The organism is Psychrobacillus vulpis (assembly GCF_006861825.1).
GTDB classification, from domain to species: domain Bacteria; phylum Bacillota; class Bacilli; order Bacillales_A; family Planococcaceae; genus Psychrobacillus; species Psychrobacillus vulpis.
In genome coordinates this window covers 1-16320 of record NZ_VDGI01000026.1, presented here as the reverse complement: position 1 = coordinate 16320, position 16320 = coordinate 1, and the positions used below count along the sequence as shown (strand labels likewise).

Sequence of the window (16320 nt, the reverse complement as noted above, 5' to 3'; positions counted from 1 at the left end):
CTGATGGACGATTATTTTACAGCGAAAGTGATAACAAATTACAAATCATCAAACCCGTTATCTATTGCATTTACTTTTACGTATTGACGTGACTTTTGTTCAAAGAAATCTGTTTTGGTCCCATCTATATTGTCTGCGTATGCGCGAATCCATTTCATCGGATTCTCTACATATTCAGGGTATATTTCATTAAGCCCAATGAGACGCAACATTTTATTTGCACGATATTTAATGTAGCCTTGCATATCATCTAAATCGATACCTTCAATATCCTTCAACACATAGTTAGACCACTCAATTTCTAAATCAACAGATTCTTTAAATTGATCATATACCCAACCAATTAGTTCATCATTATTATGCTCTGGATTTTCAGATAAAGTGGCTCTAAACAATTCGGAGATAAAGCGTCCGTGCTCCAGTTCGTCACGGTTGATATAGCTGATCATTGTGGATGTACCGACCATCTTATTATAGCGTGCTAAATTATAGAAAAATGCAAATCCAGAATAGAAAAATAATCCTTCTAGTAATGTAGTATAAGTTAATGTTTTTAGTATATTTTCAGTTGTAGGATTTTCCACAAATTCATTGTAATACTTAATAATGTTTTCATTTCTTTTTAGTAATATCGCATCTGTTCTTCCAAGATCAAATGATTTATTTTGCTCGTCTAGTGAAACAACGGATGATAAAACATATGAATAGCTTTCATTATGAACTGCTTCTTGTTGTGCAATTACAGCCATAATGGATTGGACAGAAGGATCCGTTGCATATAATGATAGTAATAATGCTGTTCTTGTTTGTGGTGCATCAAGTGTTGCAAGTAATCCTATAACTTTTAAATAGGTATCTTGCTCTGGTTTAGTTAAATTAGGGAATTGTTTTACATCACTAGACATATTTATTTCATCTGCTTGCCAGTAGTTTCCTAACAATCGTTTATAGATTTTATACCAGTGCGGATAAGCAATATCATTCCAATTTAATATACCACTTGATTTTCCGTTAAAAATACCCGTCGATTTATTAGGGTTTCTAGGGTCTAATGTTTTTGCTTTATCCATTTTCTAAAACTCCTTCTAACCATTTAGTTACTATTTTTTCTTGGCTTCCTCTCGGAGATTGTTCTATTTTTAAGCCACCATAGCAACAGTTATAAAACTTCACTAATTTATCAACAGCTCCGCAAAATAAATCGTCTCCTCCGAATTGGGTATCTCCTGAACCAAATACATAAACATTGTCTGGTTTATAGCCAACTTCCAGAGCGAATTCTTTCATCTCATCTGGTGTGCTTCCTTTATCCCACGTGAAGGTTCCTAAAAATATTTTGTCATATATCGATAGGTCTGGCACTGGGCCAAAACCTATCATATACATATCAACGAGATAGCCACTTTCCACAAGCCGTCTCTTTATTAATTCAGCTATTTCTTCTGTATTTCCGCTATAGCTTAAATAGCATATAATTGCTTTCATTAGCTTGAACAAGAATCACAATCGATTAATTCAACTGAAGTGGAACGAACATAATATGTCGTTTTAAGTCCACTATTCCAAGCATCTAAGTGTAGATCTAGTAATTCTTTTGCTTTAATCGTATTTTGCACATATAAATTTAAAGAAACCCCTTGGTCAATATGGCGTTGGCGTGCTGCATTTTGCTTTAATGTCCAATGTTGATCAATAAAGTATGCAGATTTGTAAAACCATGTCGTTTCCGAGTTAAGATCTGGTACCGTAACCGGAATTTTATAGTCCTTCTTCTCTTCCGAGTAAGACTTTTGGAAAATCGGGTCAATACTCGCAGTGCTTCCAGCTAGAATAGATGTTGATGAGTTCGGTGCAACAGCCATTAAATAGCCGTTTCGAATCCCATTTTCCGCGACTTGATGACGCAGTTCGTTCCATTCTTCACTTTCGTACTGGCGGTTTTCAAAGTATGCTCCCGTCTGCCAATCTGACCCTTCAAATAACGGATATGCTCCTTTTTCTTTCGCTAGCTCCATAGATGCTTGTACCGTTAAATAAGCAACTCTTTCGTATAATTTATCTGCAAACTCTACTGCTTCGTCTGATTCCCAGCGAATGCTATTCAACGCTAGTAAATGATGCCATCCAAATGTTCCAAGTCCAATTCCACGGTATCTAGCATTTGTACGTTCAGCTTGTGGTACAGGTATCATATTCAAATCGATTACATTATCCAGCATGCGCACTTGGATTTTGATCAGGCGTTCTAATACATTTTCCGGAACCGCACGCCCAAGATTAATAGAAGATAAGTTACATACAACGAAATCTCCAGCTTTGCGACGAGTTACGATGACATCATCTTCTAATTGAATAGACTCAAAAGATGTAGCGCTCTGGTTTTGGAATATTTCCGTACATAAATTACTGCTATAAACCATCCCAGCATGCTTATTTGGGTTTCTACGATTTACTTCATCGCGGTAAAACATGAATGGTACACCTGTTTCAAGTTGAGAACGCATAATTCGTTTCATCAAGTCGATAGCTGGAACTGTTTCACGAGATAAACGACTATCATGTACACATTCCTCATATTTTTCTCTAAATGAACCGTCTCCACGTTTTTCATCATAAAAATCTTCTAAAGAATAACCTTTTAATTGACGTACTTCTTGTGGATCAAATAAATGCCACTCTTCTCGAGCGTCTACTTTTTCCATAAATAAATCTGGTAAACATACGCCAGTGAAAATATCGTGTGCACGAAGACGCTCATCCCCATTATTCAAACGTAAATCTAGGAAAGTGAAAATGTCTTTATGCCAAACATCTAGGTAAACAGCAATTGCCCCTTGGCGCTGACCAAGCTGGTCCACACTTACTGCCGTATTATTAAGTTGTTTGATCCAAGGAAGTACTCCGCTGGATGCTCCTACAAAGCCACGAATAGAAGACCCACGGCTACGTACCTTCCCCATGTACACCCCGATTCCACCACCAAATTTGGAGAGCGTTGCTACGTCCGTATTGCTATCGTAAATTCCTTGCAGACTATCATCTACTGTATCAATGAAGCAACTAGATAACTGACCATGAGGCTTTCCTGCATTTGATAAAGTTGGTGTTGCTACAGTCATATATAAATTGCTTGTCGCCCAATATGCTTCTTTTATTTTCCCAAGACGATTTTCTTTTTCATCTTTCATTAGCGTCATTGCAATGATAAGCCAGCGTTCTTGTGGTAGTTCAACGATCGATTTATCAAAATCTTTCGCTACGTAACGGTCTAGTAATGTTTTTAATCCAATATATGTGAATAAAAAGTCTCGTTCTGGCACGATTACTTCTGCTATTTGTTGCAGTTCAGCTGGAGAATATGCTTCTGTTAGACGTTTGTCATAAATGCCTTTTACACTTAATTTTTGTACGTTATCTGCAAATTTGCTATACACTACATCTGGATTAGTCCCTCTATGTACTGCTACTTTTTCATATACATCTGCTAAATGAATACGTGCTGCAACAAATGTCCAATATGTTTCATCTTCATTTAAAAAACTTAATGCTTCTAGTGACATGGACTTAGCCCAATCAGAAGCAGTTCCTTCAGGAAATTTCTTCATCCATCTTTCATGTGATTTGATGAGTGGCGCTATTTTTTCTTCTCCAAATTCTTTTATTAAGTTATGTAGTACCTCTTCTTTTACTGAATACGTTATAGATGTCATATGTTATTCCTCCTTAGTTTTAGGGAACAAAAAAGCGATCCCCTTGCCTCTTCGGCAGAGCATCGCTCAAAATTAAAAGTAGGAAACAACAAGACAATTCCATCGATTAAGAGAAAGTCCATCGCCTCCACCTCTCAACCCCCGAAGAAAGTGTTGCTTCACCGATAAGAAGGCAGGTCTACTGGCTCGTGTTTCATCCTTCTGTCCTCCTTCCCACGATTTCTCGCAGTGGCTTTTAGACAGTCGTCGACACTTACAGTTGCGGGGACAGCTTCGGCATTTTACCGAATTCCCTTTTAAACCATAAAGGTACCTTTTCATCGTTTACATACTATATATTGTGTTTTATTTACTTATACAATCTAACATATTGTGTTTAGGCTTGTACATAGGAAGAAAGACTCTACCAAATTTAGTAGCATTTTTGCATAGTCACGTCATCCTTTTACTAGCGTGGGATTGTCCAACTTTTAGAATTTATTGTCCAATTATTTCTATGGATTGTCCAACATTCGGAATTTATTGTCCAACTTCTTCTTTGGATTGTCCAACATTCGGAATCTATTGTCCAACTTCTTCTTTGGATTGTCCAACTCATTCTTAAAATAAAAAAGCAGACATCCCAACAATGTCTGCCCACACTGTAGACAAATTCGTTTTACAATGAGTAGAGATGTATAAGAGAATCAGCAGGGCCCGCCACTTCGCTTTCCGTGGGCTTGGCTTCAGCCTCCTCGTCACTGCCGTTTCTGCGGGGTCTTCAGCTCAAGCTATTCCCACAGGAGTCTCCGTGGCGGGCCCTTCCTATTTTTCAAAAGGTGAAAGTGGAAATCTGAAGATGCTGTGATTAGTTGTCCACTTTTCTGTTTATTGAAGATAAAATGAGCGGAAGGCGGCGACTCCTGCGGGACAGCGAGAAAGTCCAAGACCCCGCAGGCAAAGCCAAAGAGGCTTGGCGCGAGCCCGCGGAAAGCGTCCGCCTGAAGCGATTGCTCAGGAAAAGCACAATAATCACTATGTTCTTAATACATTTTGATTCATAAAAATGCACTTGTCGACAAGTTGAGCAGACAGCCAATAAATGTCTGCCCATACTTCTTTTACATAAACACAATAACTGCTAGCACTGCCGCTAAAATAAGACGATAAATTGCAAATGGTGTTAACTTAATACGGTCAATAAGTTTTAAGAAGAATTTAATAGAAACTAGTGCGAACACAAATGCACTTAAAAATCCAACTATATAAAAGCCCATGTCATCAATATTAATTTGTTCCCAATTTTTTAGAACTGACACAAGACTTGCTCCAGCCATAATAGGTACAGCCATAATAAATGTAAAGTCTGCTGCGGTCTTATGACTCATTCCGAACAAGACACCACCGGAAATCGTTGCTCCTGAACGGGAGAAACCTGGCCATAATGATAGACATTGAACAAGACCTACTTTAAATGCTTGCGCATATGTAATTTGGTCAAGCGTAACAATCTTCGGTTTTTTAGGTCCAAATTTATCCGCAACAATCATCAAAATAGCACCTGCAACAAGACTGAAAATTACAGTTTCCACCCCGAATAAATAATCATCAATTAGATCTTTAAACGCAAACCCTAAAATAACAGCAGGAAGCATTCCAACAATTACATGCAGCAAATTGAACTGCTTGCTCGATTGCTCACTTTCTATTTTATATAATCCTACTAAACTAAATAATCGTTTCCACATAACAACTACTACAGCTAAAATCGAGCCTAATTGGACTACAATTTTAAATGTATTTGCTGAATACATCCCTAAAAATTCCTCTGTTTTCAGCCACATATCATCCACAATAATCATATGCCCTGTGGAAGAAACGGGTGCAAACTCAGTCATACCTTCTACAAATCCTAATATTAATGCTTTTAACAATTCTAGAAATTCCATAAGATCTCCTTAGTCACGTTTTTTAAAATACCAAACAAGAAATGCGACGCCAATGATGGCCAATATAACATACACTATGTTGGAGTATATATCCATATACCCTACGATTTCGTTCCAATTTTCGCCGACTGCTGCTCCTACTGAAACTAATACTGTGTTCCATATTAACGTTCCTAACGTTGTAAATAAAAGGAATAACCCAAACTTCATATTCGACATCCCAGCAGGTATCGAAATTAGACTTCGAACAAGCGGGACAAGTCTTCCGAAAAATACAGCCCAAACGCCATATTTGTCGAACCACGCATCTGCTTTATGAACATCTTTAATGCTCAATCGTAAAATTTTTCCATACTTCTGAACAATTTTCTCCAAACGTTCTACGTCCAAAAGCGAACCAATCCAATATAAAATAGCTGCTCCAACAACAGAACCTGACGTAGATGCAACAATAATACCGAGCTTCGTCATCATTGTTGTCGTCGTCATAAATCCTCCGAGTGTTAGAATTACTTCAGAAGGGATAGGTGGAAAAACATTTTCGATTAATATTAATAAAAATACACCAAGGTAACCAAACTGATTCATCCAGTCAGTAATCCATGCTTCCACTATACTTTCACGTCCTCAAACTTAATGTTTACTGACCACAATTCCGATTGACTACCTAAACGAATAGGTGGACCCCAAAAACCGAATCCTGATGATACAATCGCATGCAAGCCCCTTAGTTGTTTATACCCATAATCTAGTTCAAACATCTTTCTAGTAAAAATGTGATTTGGCCACATTTGTCCTCGATGTGTATGACCAGATACATGAAAGTCTACTCCTTCTTTCTCCGGAATTAGTAAATTCGAAGGCGTATGGTCCATCACAAACCAAGGAAGGTTTCGATTTTCAGGAACCAAAAAAGAAAGTTGTTTTCTTTCTCTGTTCGTCAAATCTTCTCTACCCGTTAAATAGAACGAGTCGCCCAACAAAATGGTTTCATCTAGTAACATTTTCACATTAGATGCTTCCATTTCTTCTACTAATAGAGGAATTTTCTTTCCATAGTATTCGTGATTTCCAAGTACTCCATACACACCATACGTCGAAGTTAGCTGCTTCATCACTTCAGACATTCCGTTTTTCACAAACCAAATTGGGTCGTCATCGACTAAATCTCCAACGAGTAAAACTAAATCCGGTTTCTGCTCATTCGACTTATTCACAAAGCGCTTCAAATGCGCCTTATTGGATAATAAACCAAGATGGAAATCAGAAGCAACTATTACTTTTAGTTCGGAAAGTTTTGCATTCTTTTTTGGCATCTTAATAGAGAGTTCTCGGACAACTGGTGTATAAGCCTTGAAAGTCCCTAATAAACTTATAAAAAGAAAGATAAAGAGAACTATCCAACCAATAATTTGTAATCGACTTGGTAGTATCCATGCCATAATCGTTGCAATAGGAAATAAAATAACACCGTACTGCATGATAATCATCCAATAAGAACCTGCCATACTAAACAATCTCAATCTATGATCAATTCGTCCAATAATAAATCCATATGCAATAAGTGTCCACACAATACCGAATATTAATCTATTAACATTTGGCACAACTGTGTCCAGCCATTGGACAACACACCAACCAAAATAAAACACAATAGCAGAATATAATATCACTGCGAATACAGCTGCACTAATTCTCTTCATTTTAGTTCTCCATTTTTTGTATTTTTCATTTAGTATAGCAGATTTGTAAGTTGCACTCCCCTCTAAGCCTCTAGACCGATACGAAAATCGTTTCCTAGCCCGTTTGGAATAATTAGTGGAATTGATAAGCTATAAATACAAACGAGAGGAGGAACAATCACATGAAAAAATTTGGTTTATTAGTACTTGGTATTACTGCAGGAATCGTTGCTCTTGCAAACTTAGGTTCCCTATTAGGATTAGGAGTATCCGCATTAATCGTATTTGCCGGGATGCACTTCTATCTAAAAAGTGAATCTACCTTTTTGAAAATCTTTTGGGCAAGCGTAGGGATAATTGGATTACTTTCTGCTGTTGCTAACGTGCCAGGTTTCTTCGGAATTTTAGCAATCGTAGGTGTCTGGTATGTAGTGAAGAAATGGAACAACGAATCAGTTAGCTTTTCAGCACCTTCAGTAAAATCCGATGACCCATTTGTTAATTTCGAAAAACAATGGAATGAACTTTCAAAATAAGGAGGAAACAACCATGACATCATTATGGAAACGATTCAAATATTCAGTAGAGGCAGATTTACACAAAATGTTTGATAAAAAAGAGGATAAAAATCCAATCGCTATGCTCAATCAATACATCCGCGAAGCAGAAAAACAAACAGAACAAACCGGCAAGTGGTTAGAGCGCCAAGGAAAATTAAAACAAGAACTTGAAAAAGAACTAGAAGAAACAAAACAAATGATTGAAAAACGTAAACAGCAAGTGGAGCTTGCTACTGCAAGCGGTGAAGAAGACTTAATAGCCTTTGCACAAGCGGAAGTGAACGCATACAACGAAAGATCTTCTGTTTTACAAAACAGCATTCAACAAACAACAGAAGAACTTTTCGGTCTTGAACGTAAATATGAAGAGATGAAACATAAAATTAAAGATATGAAAGTTCGTCAATTACAGTTGATGGGCAAAGAAAATGTAACTCGTGCACATCATCAAATGGATCGAATTCTACAACCAGAACAAAAAGAAAAAAACTTTGGTACATTTCAAGAGATGGAGCAATACATCGAACGCCTTGGACAAAAAATAGAAAAAGAACATGAAGTCACGTCTATGGAACAACGTTTAGAAATGTTAGAAAAAAATGCACAACCAAAGGCAGAAATTGTGTAAACTATAAGAAAAGCGATATTATCCTAAATCTTCCTCCGACAGGTTATATACAATGAGCTTTGTGGGGATTGGAGACTAGGCAGTTAATTTAGCAGTAAAGTGGAGAAGGCGATCGTCTTCTCCTCAAGCTGTTAGAAAGTATACTTTGAAGGAGTCTGCGGATTAGACTTTAAGACATATGACTTTACAATCTTTATGTGAAGAAGGGGGAATACTTGGATGAAGGAAAACCAAACGAACAAGCTTGCTTTTATCCTCATTTGCTTTGTTTTTCTTATGTTCATTGAAGCAACAATTTTTGGAAATGGCAGCATTGTATTAGTCCTTCTTGGCATCGGGATGATCTATTTTAGTTTTCGTAAACGAACTCGTTTCTTATTTTGGGGCGGGATCATTTTTATCCTCATTGCCGTTTTTTCTATGTGGAGCTTACGACTTTTATTAATCGCCATTATGATGTATGTACTTCATAAGCTTTGGAAAAACGAACCGGTTCGACAAGTAATTAGACCATTCGATACGGTATATAAAGAAACACCGAACAGTATTATTCAAAACAAGCTGTTTTCAGCTCAAACTACACCTTTCAATGCTTATGAATGGCAAGACGTGCATGTTCAAAGTTTCTACGGTGAGCATGTAATCGATGTGACACAAACTGTTTTACCAAAAGGCACTTCCTTTATTTCTATCCGCCAATCACTCGGAAAAGTAACGATTTATGTTCCGTATGAAGTACCTGTAAGACTCCATTACGCAACCATCATTGGAGAAGCGAATATTTTTGGTCGAGGGGTTCAACGTTTATGGAACCAATCGGTAGTATTAAAAGATGGTTACCAGGAAGATGTCAATTATGCTTCAGAGTTAGTTATCACTGTGTCTACATGGATTGGGGATATTGAGGTGATTCGTAAATGAAGATATTGTTTGGTCAAGGTTTGTCCATTTTTATTATTTTATTAGCTCTCTCAGCACTTTTACTATATACACTTTGGGGATGGCCGAACGATAATGCATGGTGGTCTTTACTAGAGACTAGATATGCTGAAATTCCTCTAGGTGCATGGATTATTATCGTATTAATACTTATCAGCTTTAGCTTTTCATTAAATACTCTCCTAAAAGTACGAGATCAGGAAAAGAGAATCGAAACAAGCCTACGACCATTATTAGAAGCAGAATCATTCATACCAAACAATAAAAAATATGCGTATTCGAAGCGACTACAAGTCACAACGAAACAATTAGAGCAGCTCATTTTGACCCAACGTAAAACATTGCAACGAATTACAAATGAAAAAGCAGAAGCACAAGATAAGCTTATTCAAGAACGTATCGTGCAAGAGAGACAACGTTTGGCAAGAGAGCTGCATGATTCGGTTTCACAGCAATTATTTGCAGCATCCATGCTTCTTTCTACAATGGTTGAAATAGAGGAATCGCAAAACGGAGAAGCTTCAAAAACTTTACTACAAACTGAAAAAATTGTGCAGCAAGCACAGCTTGAAATGCGTGCATTGTTACTCCATTTACGTCCAGCAGCATTGCATGATAAGACTTTGAAGCAAGGGATGGAAGAGCTATTAATCGAATTGCAACAAAAAGTGTTTTTCACGATACGTTATCGTTTAGAAGAGGTCCCTTTACCAAAAGGAGCCGAGGACCATTTATTTCGTATAGCACAAGAAACATTGTCCAACACATTGCGCCATGCCAACGCAACGGAAGTGGATATTTTGTTCGTAGAGCGAGACGACCTCGCTATTTTCAGAGTGCAGGACAACGGTGTTGGATTTGAAGTATCCGACGCAAAAACAGGATCTTATGGCTTGGAAAACGTAATGGAAAGAGCTGTGGAAATTGGTGCTACATGCAAAGTTGTATCAGTACCTTCCCAAGGTACGATTGTTGAAGTGAAGCTTCCGATTGAGAAAAACACAGGCAGTCCATCTAACTTTGCACAAGAGCAAATTGCAATTTCTGAAGAGGCAGCTCCTCAGCCACCGCAAGGAATTGGCATGTAACTATTACATTGCTGTTGCTTGGAGATAAGAAAGGAGATCTAGAGAATGATTCGAATATTACTCGCGGATGATCATGAAATGGTTCGAATTGGTGTGTCTGCCTATCTACAGGCACAGCCCGATATGGAAGTAGTGGCAGAAGCTACGAATGGTCAAGAAGCCGTTGACTTAGCTCTAGAACATAAACCAGATATTATATTGATGGATATGGTTATGCCTATTATGAATGGTGCAGAGGCTACTAATGAAATTGTTAAAAAGTGGCCAGAAGCAAAGGTGATGATTGTAACGAGCTTTATCGACGATGATAAAGTGTACCCCGCGCTCGAAGCTGGTGCCATTAGCTATTTATTAAAAACTTCTAAAGCTTCTCATATTGCGGAGTCTATTCGTAAAACATTAAATGGGGATGCCGTATTAGAGCCAGAGGTAACGAACAAAATGATGAAACGGATGCGTCAAGGAACCGATCATTCCCTTCATGAAGACTTAACAGACCGTGAACTCGAAGTATTACTTCTCATGGCAGAAGGAAAAACAAATCAAGACATAGCAGACACACTCTTTATTGCACTGAAAACTGCTAAAACACATGTCAGCAACATCTTGTCAAAACTTGAAGTGAGCGACCGAACGCAGGCAGTTATTTATGCTTTTGAACATCAGCTTGTTACTTCGAAAAAATAACCTATGAGAACTATTCATCATATGCTAATGAAAAGACGAAATAAAGGATGTTAGCATGACTCTTGAAGGTCCAAATAACGAGCTACCACCTAACTTAGGCTTGACTGTTGGTTTCATAAGTTCTGTCATTCTTTCAATTGGATACGTCGTAGGTACTATTGGAGAAGGCATTGTTTTGTATGAAACAAATCGTGCTGAGAAACTAGAAAAACAAGCAGCAGTAGATCAGCAGAAACAAATGTCAGACATTCAGAGTAAGTTAGAATACTTAATAAATGAAATTGAAGAACTAAAAAAAAGAGGATAACCTAAAAAATGGAGTGTTTTTAGGTTATCCTCTTTTTCCTTACTAATTAAGCAGCATGTTCACAAAAATAGCTTTTAAAGAAAGACCTACCTAGATAGGTAAGCCTTCTTTCGAGTTTCTTATGCTTCTAACGATGCATATTTACTTTTATTTTGCTCTATCCATCTAGTCATCTCAAGTTCCGTCTTCAAGTAAACAACTTTTTCTTTATGAGGGTTGAAAGCTTCTAGAAACTCAGGCTTCATATGTTGTTCAAAATATAAGTTCCATCCAAACATTCTTTTGAAAATAATAAAGGTTGGCTTGTAATTCGCTTTTTCTAGTTTTAGCAGTTGCAAAATATATCTTTTAATAATTCGCCACTTTCTTTTTTGGATAGGTACATCCAGAAAGAGGATATTATCTGCTACTTCTATTGCTGCTTCCGTCCATCCTATATGAACGCCTTCTATTATCCACTTTTCTTGCAGTATTACTTTTTGAAACAATTCGTTCCTCATTTCCTCTGAATTTCGTATGTCTCCACCTTTATTTCTTTGCCATACAAAATTATCTGTTTCATAATGAGGTAAATCCAATGTTTTCGAAAGTCTTCGTGCAAACGTTGTTTTTCCACTTCCAACTGACCCGACAATGTATATTTTCATCCAAATACACCTGCAACGTTTATTCTGCGTTGCACCGGTTCAATGCATGGATAATTCCAGAGTGAATACCTTCATGCCAGACCATAAATTGTACAAGTGCTTCTACTGTATCCATTTGATGAAACTTGCCAATAGACATTGGTTCTGCTAAAGAATTTTCTAAATTATTTGCAAGCACTGCTTTTATTCGTTCTGGCTGGTTTTCAAGCGCTTCTACTAGTTCCTCCATCGTTGGCGGCTCAACTTCCCATTGGTCTGGGTTTGTTCCAGGCACAAACAATGGAATCCATTCCGCATGGATCGGCTCGTAAGATGGAATTGCTCTTTGTGTTAATGTTTCCATCGTCACAAATATATGTCCCACATTCCAACGAATCGTATTGTTAAATCCATTAGGCTTTATGTCCCAAGCTGCTTCATTACTTTGTTTAACCTTCCCTAGTGTATATACTCTTGCAAAACTTAATTGACTCATTGTTTCCATTAATAATTCCCCCTTTGGCATTTTAAATAGTATATCAAAAGTGGAGATACATAGTTTTCCAACTAAAGTACTCATTTTTCCAACTAACCTAAAAAAACGAGAAACCCGATAATGGGTTTCTCGTTTTTATTAAATAGATGCTATTTTTACTGTCACTTTAAATAAATCGCCATCTACTTCCATTCGTAAGCTGCCTCCGTGTAAGTCCACTATAGATTGTGCAATAGCGAGACCAAGTCCCGAGCCATCTGTATGACGTGATGTGTCTGCTCGTTTAAATCGCTCCGTCAACTCATCTACGTTATTGCCTAATTCATACTTCGCTATATTTTTTATAACGAAAACGGCTTCTCCATCCACTTGATCTAAATTGATGTACACCCGAGTATTCGAAAGCGCGTACTTCAATGTGTTAATAATTAAGTTATCGAGTACTCGCCACCACTTTTGACCATCCACATAGGACATTATTGGAGTAGTACTAATATTAACACGATATTCTAAGCCCGATTTATCAATCTCTTCCTGATGCTCTGCAATCGCTTGCTGCAATAATTGTGTTAAATCTACTTTCCGTTTGTCTAACTCCATATTGCCAGATGCCATTTTCGATACTTCAAATAAGTCTTCGATTAATGTTTTCAAACGCATTGACTTTTTATCCAAAATCGCAATATAAGATGCTCGCTCTTCATCCGTAATACTTGGATTTTTCAATAAGTCTGTATAGGTAATAATTGATGTTAATGGTGTACGCAAATCATGGCTCACATTTGTGATAAGCTCCGTTTTCAAACGCTCACTTTTTGCTTGTTCAGAATGAGATGATTTTATTCGATCACGGAGATCGTTTAATTTGGATGCATGATGGGAAAATGCTGATTGTCCTTTTACCTCTACTTCATCTCGAATAACACCTCTTGCCATTTCCTCCGTTTTCACAAAGATGCGGTTAAGGTAAGCCGTTCTTGACAATAAAGCCACAAGCACTGGAATTCCTATTAATACAGTAGCTGGAATCCAAATGATTATTGCTGCTGGTTGAACAATCGTTAGCATCGTACCAAATCCCCAGAAAAACATTACAATCAGCATAATCAAAGTCTGTACCCCAATAGATTGCTTCAAGAAAAAACCTTCTAATGATTTCCACCAGCTGTAAATAAGACTTCGTTTCCAGTCAGCTGTACCAAAACCAGTGCGCATCCATTTCCATTGGTACAGAATTAAAGCAGTAAAAAAGATTGCAAGAACAAACGTAATTATCTGCATGTCATAGTCTCTATTAAATATAAATTCTACCGAATAATTTACGTTACTAATTACCACGAAAATACTAATAAAAAACGACGCTAGTTTCACATCGATTGGCAGCTTACGATACTTTTGCTCATAAGTTTCATGACGGAATATGTCACTATTCTTTCTCCACAATAAAATAAACCCGATGGCAGCCAATATCCCAATTAGAATAACTCCATAAAATTTGCGTTGATTTGTTAAAAAGTATTTATATTCATAAGCTCTATCTCCACTTAACATGTTGGATTCTGGAATAGCAATTGTGCCTTCAAATCGAGCAAATTCAATGTCGATTAAATTTCTGATATTCCAGTAGTCTTCTACTTGTTCATAAATAATACTTTTCTTCAAATAGCCATGTTTACTAGAATACTCTTTTATAAACGCATTTTTTGAATTTGTATCCCCATTACTAAATTGCTCGCCTGTTTCTACATTTTTGAAATCATAAACAAAATCATCGTTATCATTCATGAGGTTATTTTTGGCTCTAGCAATCGATTGATAATAGGCATCAACTTGTGCTTCTTTTTCTTTACGAATCTTTTTTTCAACATAGCTATCATCTGTAAAGTTTTTCGTAATATCTTCTATCTTTTTATTGCGTTCAGCTATAGATGCTTCTTCTATCGCCGTAACTGTTTCTGCTGTATCTCCATTGCCTGTAGTTGTTTCCGTTGTTACTTCTTCGTTTGTTTCATATTGGTTTCTTATCGAATTTAATTGGCTCTCCAAATCCCCATATCGAAAACGATATTCTTCTATTTCCTCTGGTGTTACCGTAATATTTTTCTTCACTTCTTCTTTATCGGGAACAGCAAAAACTAATGGAACAATAGACGATTCAAATTCGGTCAGCTCCATTTGAAAACTGTCGCTATCAAAATAATTTTTACCAATGTAATTGCTACTTTGATCAATCAGCGTAAACATTGAAAATACTGTAATTACAGCTAATACACTTACCAAAATATTTTTTCCTAATGAATGTTTCATCCTGCTACACCCTCTTTCATAATTCGAATGATTTGAATAAAGCTTTCATTACTTTCAATTATAGGTAGCACGTTGGCGACGCAATAAGATAAACAAACCATACCGCAAAAAATCGCAAAAATAGACAAAATTAAATTCATTTTACTTGTCGATTTTATAGCCAACGCCCCACACCACCTTTACGTACCTAGGATTTTTAGGATCTGCTTCTATTTTCTCTCGTATTTTTCTAATATGCACTGCCACGATATTTTCCGCATTGTAAGCTGGTTCATTCCAAACACGTTCGTATATTTCATTGATGGAAAATACACGTCCTGCGTTTATCATCAGCAATTCCGTTATTTTAAATTCAATAGGGGTCAGTTTGACAGTTTCACCTTCAACAGTAAGTTCCTTCGCTTCTTGGTTTAACGCAAGTCCATCGATTTCAATGACTGCTTGTTGACCTTGATAGGTACCAAGTTTCGTATACCGTCTAAGTTGAGACTTCACACGTGCAACCAGCTCCATTGGATGAAACGGCTTCGTTACATAGTCATCTGCTCCAACTGACAGTCCATGAATTTTATCCGAATCTTCTGCCTTAGCACTAAGCATAATAATAGGGATATTTTTTTGCTCTCTTATTTTAAATGTCGCTGCAATTCCATCCATTTTAGGCATCATAATATCTAACACAATAACATGGACTTCATTTTCTTCTATAAGGTGTAATGCTTCAAGTCCGTCCGCTGCTTTTAGTACATGGTAGCCTTCGTTTTTTAAGTAAATTTCGATGCCATCTCGAATATCTTGGTCATCATCAGTCACTAATACAGTAAACTGTGTCATATTCTTACCTCCTCACTTGCCTTTCTTATGTTTCTTATTGTACCCTTCATTTCTTAACATTCCAGCATAATAATTATGAAGAAATTCTTAAGAATCTAGTTATTTACTCGTATTTAGAAAATCTATATCCTATTGTTTACGGCTTTTGAGAAGGCTCGTCAGATTTTTTATCTACATTTATAGACGGGGTGCAATTGGGGTACATGAAAATAACTAAAATTCCGGACTTGTGCTTTTGGGTAGAAATATACTTTTCATTATAAAAAAAAAAACCCACCTTGTTCTAAGTCTTGGTAAACCCTTTAATGATGGAGTTTTAGTTTATGGCTTTATGTTTCAGATGCGCAACAAAAAAGCCAACTAAACGTTGGCTTAACTTGTTCAACTAGTCGAGTAGAAGGGAACCTCTCTACCTTGCGGTAGATTGTGTTCCTCCCCCCTCACAGAACCGTGCTTGCGCTATTTACGCACACGGCTCTTCCAAGTCACCATTCACAAAATGTAGCCTAATCTCTTTCGTTTGGATTT

General features: G+C 37.1%; 16 protein-coding genes and 1 riboswitch. Of the genes, 6 read left to right on the top strand and 10 right to left on the bottom strand.

Features of this window, described 5'->3' with window-relative positions; genetic code table 11:
• Nucleotides 1–38: 38 nt before the first annotated feature.
• The 6 genes from FG384_RS17535 to FG384_RS17510 all read right to left on the bottom strand — a co-directional run bounded on the left by FG384_RS17535 (nt 39) and on the right by FG384_RS17510 (nt 7341).
• A complete protein-coding gene (locus tag FG384_RS17535; RefSeq protein WP_142643987.1) occupies nt 39–1070 on the bottom strand; it encodes a ribonucleotide-diphosphate reductase subunit beta in 1032 nt (343 codons plus the stop codon).
• Entirely contained in the window at nt 1063–1485 is a 423-nt protein-coding gene (locus FG384_RS17530; protein ID WP_205961818.1) for a flavodoxin, read from the bottom strand. Before FG384_RS17530 ends, FG384_RS17535 begins: the two co-directional genes overlap by 8 nt.
• Nucleotides 1485–3710: a ribonucleoside-diphosphate reductase subunit alpha gene (locus FG384_RS17525; RefSeq protein ID WP_142643985.1), complete on the bottom strand. Its 2226-nt coding sequence runs from the start codon at nt 3708–3710 to the stop codon at nt 1485–1487. The genes FG384_RS17530 and FG384_RS17525 overlap by 1 nt, the downstream gene beginning before the upstream one ends.
• Before the next feature lie 154 nt (nt 3711–3864).
• Nucleotides 3865–4042: riboswitch (cobalamin riboswitch) on the bottom strand.
• 768 nt (nt 4043–4810) lie between these two features.
• Nucleotides 4811–5638: an undecaprenyl-diphosphate phosphatase gene (locus tag FG384_RS17520; protein ID WP_142643984.1), complete on the bottom strand. Its 828-nt coding sequence runs from the start codon at nt 5636–5638 to the stop codon at nt 4811–4813.
• 9 nt (nt 5639–5647) lie between these two features.
• On the bottom strand, nt 5648–6250 hold the full coding sequence (locus FG384_RS17515; protein ID WP_142643983.1) for a DedA family protein: 603 nt from the start codon (nt 6248–6250) through the stop codon (nt 5648–5650).
• The gene (locus FG384_RS17510) at nt 6250–7341 is read right to left on the bottom strand and encodes a metallophosphoesterase (protein ID WP_142643982.1); all 1092 of its coding nucleotides are present in this window, start codon (nt 7339–7341) and stop codon (nt 6250–6252) included. Before FG384_RS17510 ends, FG384_RS17515 begins: the two co-directional genes overlap by 1 nt.
• Nucleotides 7342–7502: 161 nt before the next feature.
• Between FG384_RS17510 and FG384_RS17505 the strand changes: the two genes are divergently transcribed.
• The 6 genes from FG384_RS17505 (at nt 7503) to FG384_RS17480 (ending at nt 11529) form a co-directional block, all read left to right on the top strand.
• Nucleotides 7503–7856, top strand: a complete 354-nt coding sequence (locus FG384_RS17505) for a lmo0954 family membrane protein (RefSeq protein WP_142643981.1) — start codon at nt 7503–7505, stop codon at nt 7854–7856.
• A 13-nt stretch (nt 7857–7869) separates the two neighbouring features.
• Nucleotides 7870–8508 carry a PspA/IM30 family protein gene (locus tag FG384_RS17500; RefSeq protein ID WP_142643980.1) on the top strand — a complete coding sequence of 213 codons (639 nt, stop codon included), beginning with the start codon at nt 7870–7872 and terminating at the stop codon, nt 8506–8508.
• A 219-nt stretch (nt 8509–8727) separates the two neighbouring features.
• On the top strand, nt 8728–9429 hold the full coding sequence (gene liaF / locus FG384_RS17495; RefSeq protein WP_142643979.1) for a cell wall-active antibiotics response protein LiaF: 702 nt from the start codon (nt 8728–8730) through the stop codon (nt 9427–9429).
• Entirely contained in the window at nt 9426–10535 is a 1110-nt protein-coding gene (locus tag FG384_RS17490; RefSeq protein WP_142643978.1) for a sensor histidine kinase, read from the top strand. Before liaF ends, FG384_RS17490 begins: the two co-directional genes overlap by 4 nt.
• Nucleotides 10536–10580: 45 nt before the next feature.
• A complete protein-coding gene (locus FG384_RS17485) occupies nt 10581–11222 on the top strand; it encodes a response regulator transcription factor (RefSeq protein WP_142643977.1) in 642 nt (213 codons plus the stop codon).
• Between the two features lie 55 nt (nt 11223–11277).
• Nucleotides 11278–11529 (top strand): hypothetical protein, encoded by a 252-nt coding sequence (locus FG384_RS17480; RefSeq protein ID WP_142643976.1) that lies wholly within the window; start codon nt 11278–11280, stop codon nt 11527–11529.
• A gap of 119 nt (nt 11530–11648) precedes the next feature.
• Here FG384_RS17480 and FG384_RS17475 read toward each other — a convergent pair whose 3' ends face one another.
• From FG384_RS17475 to FG384_RS17460, 4 genes are all read right to left on the bottom strand, one after another.
• The gene (locus FG384_RS17475; protein ID WP_142643975.1) at nt 11649–12176 is read right to left on the bottom strand and encodes a P-loop NTPase family protein; all 528 of its coding nucleotides are present in this window, start codon (nt 12174–12176) and stop codon (nt 11649–11651) included.
• A 19-nt stretch (nt 12177–12195) separates the two neighbouring features.
• The gene (locus FG384_RS17470) at nt 12196–12660 is read right to left on the bottom strand and encodes a DinB family protein (protein ID WP_142643974.1); all 465 of its coding nucleotides are present in this window, start codon (nt 12658–12660) and stop codon (nt 12196–12198) included.
• A 129-nt stretch (nt 12661–12789) separates the two neighbouring features.
• Nucleotides 12790–14958 carry a sensor histidine kinase gene (locus FG384_RS17465; RefSeq protein ID WP_142643973.1) on the bottom strand — a complete coding sequence of 723 codons (2169 nt, stop codon included), beginning with the start codon at nt 14956–14958 and terminating at the stop codon, nt 12790–12792.
• Between the two features lie 141 nt (nt 14959–15099).
• Nucleotides 15100–15792 (bottom strand): response regulator transcription factor, encoded by a 693-nt coding sequence (locus tag FG384_RS17460; protein ID WP_142643972.1) that lies wholly within the window; start codon nt 15790–15792, stop codon nt 15100–15102.
• Nucleotides 15793–16320 lie beyond the last annotated feature (528 nt).

Bases quoted from the DNA above. Each gene is read 5' to 3' on its own strand.
- FG384_RS17520 (WP_142643984.1), bottom strand. From the start codon at position 5,638: ATGGAATTTCTAGAATTGTTAAAAGCATTAATATTAGGATTTGTAGAA.
- FG384_RS17505 (WP_142643981.1), top strand. From the start codon at position 7,503: ATGAAAAAATTTGGTTTATTAGTACTTGGTATTACTGCAGGAATCGTT.
- FG384_RS17460 (WP_142643972.1), bottom strand. From the start codon at position 15,792: ATGACACAGTTTACTGTATTAGTGACTGATGATGACCAAGATATTCGA.
- FG384_RS17530 (WP_205961818.1), bottom strand. From the start codon at position 1,485: ATGAAAGCAATTATATGCTATTTAAGCTATAGCGGAAATACAGAAGAA.
- FG384_RS17465 (WP_142643973.1), bottom strand. From the start codon at position 14,958: ATGAAACATTCATTAGGAAAAAATATTTTGGTAAGTGTATTAGCTGTA.
- liaF (WP_142643979.1), top strand. From the start codon at position 8,728: ATGAAGGAAAACCAAACGAACAAGCTTGCTTTTATCCTCATTTGCTTT.
- FG384_RS17525 (WP_142643985.1), bottom strand. From the start codon at position 3,710: ATGACATCTATAACGTATTCAGTAAAAGAAGAGGTACTACATAACTTA.
- FG384_RS17480 (WP_142643976.1), top strand. From the start codon at position 11,278: ATGACTCTTGAAGGTCCAAATAACGAGCTACCACCTAACTTAGGCTTG.
- FG384_RS17510 (WP_142643982.1), bottom strand. From the start codon at position 7,341: ATGAAGAGAATTAGTGCAGCTGTATTCGCAGTGATATTATATTCTGCT.
- FG384_RS17490 (WP_142643978.1), top strand. From the start codon at position 9,426: ATGAAGATATTGTTTGGTCAAGGTTTGTCCATTTTTATTATTTTATTA.
- FG384_RS17535 (WP_142643987.1), bottom strand. From the start codon at position 1,070: ATGGATAAAGCAAAAACATTAGACCCTAGAAACCCTAATAAATCGACG.
- FG384_RS17470 (WP_142643974.1), bottom strand. From the start codon at position 12,660: ATGGAAACAATGAGTCAATTAAGTTTTGCAAGAGTATATACACTAGGG.
- FG384_RS17485 (WP_142643977.1), top strand. From the start codon at position 10,581: ATGATTCGAATATTACTCGCGGATGATCATGAAATGGTTCGAATTGGT.
- FG384_RS17475 (WP_142643975.1), bottom strand. From the start codon at position 12,176: ATGAAAATATACATTGTCGGGTCAGTTGGAAGTGGAAAAACAACGTTT.
- FG384_RS17500 (WP_142643980.1), top strand. From the start codon at position 7,870: ATGACATCATTATGGAAACGATTCAAATATTCAGTAGAGGCAGATTTA.